Source organism: Aminobacter sp. P4_D5 (assembly GCF_056401815.1).
This window is the reverse complement of the sequence record NZ_JBFUIP010001068.1, coordinates 1-589: the sequence shown is the minus strand read 5'-3', so window position 1 is coordinate 589 and position 589 is coordinate 1. Positions and strand designations below refer to the sequence as shown.

Here is a 589-nt window from a genome sequence, read left to right as displayed (position 1 = left end):
AGGCTGCACCGAGCTGATAATGGGAAGTCCTGCATGTCGGCCAAGATAGATTTTGCTGCGGTTTTCGATCGGCTCGCGACCAGCGGTCAACGAGAGGAAGCCAAGATGCTCGGCGGCGTGAATGTTCGCCTGGTCCGCGTGGTGGGCGGCGGAGAGGGACGCTGGGACAGCCATGCCAGTACCACGGAGACGGTCGTGGTGTGGAGCGGTGACTTCAAGGTCGAGTTCAGGGATGGCGTCGTCGAGCTAGGCGCGGGCGAATGTTGCGTCGTGGCGCTCGGCGCCGAACATCGTGGCACGTCGCGCGCGGGTGCAGAGGTCATCCTGTTCCAGCATGTGCGCTGACCCGCGCTCCCGCGAGAGGGGGCGTCTATTCAAATGTCGACCGGCTACCTCGGCGCGGCGGGCGTCGACGTCGCCGGTCCTTCCCCCATGATCAGCAGAACCGTCGGCTCGTCCTTCGCGCCGTCGTAGTGGATGCCGCGCGCGAAATGCGTGACGAAGCTGCCGGCGCCGACCGGCACCGTGGTGTCGGGCCGAAACTCCGTGCCGGAACCCATCCACCAGGTCCCCGAGAGCACGGTGATGT

General features: G+C 65.9%; 2 protein-coding genes. One reads left to right on the top strand and one right to left on the bottom strand.

Translation table 11 applies throughout. The annotated features are described in order from the left end of the window. The coding region (locus tag AC1DWF_RS36700) for a cupin domain-containing protein (protein WP_476843348.1) at positions 1-345 on the top strand (345 nt) is incomplete at its 5' end. A gap of 44 nt (positions 346-389) precedes the next feature. Here the strand turns inward: AC1DWF_RS36700 and AC1DWF_RS36695 are convergent. Then, positions 390-589 (bottom strand): cupin domain-containing protein (locus AC1DWF_RS36695; RefSeq protein WP_476843347.1); only part of this gene is annotated, 200 nt, incomplete at its 5' end.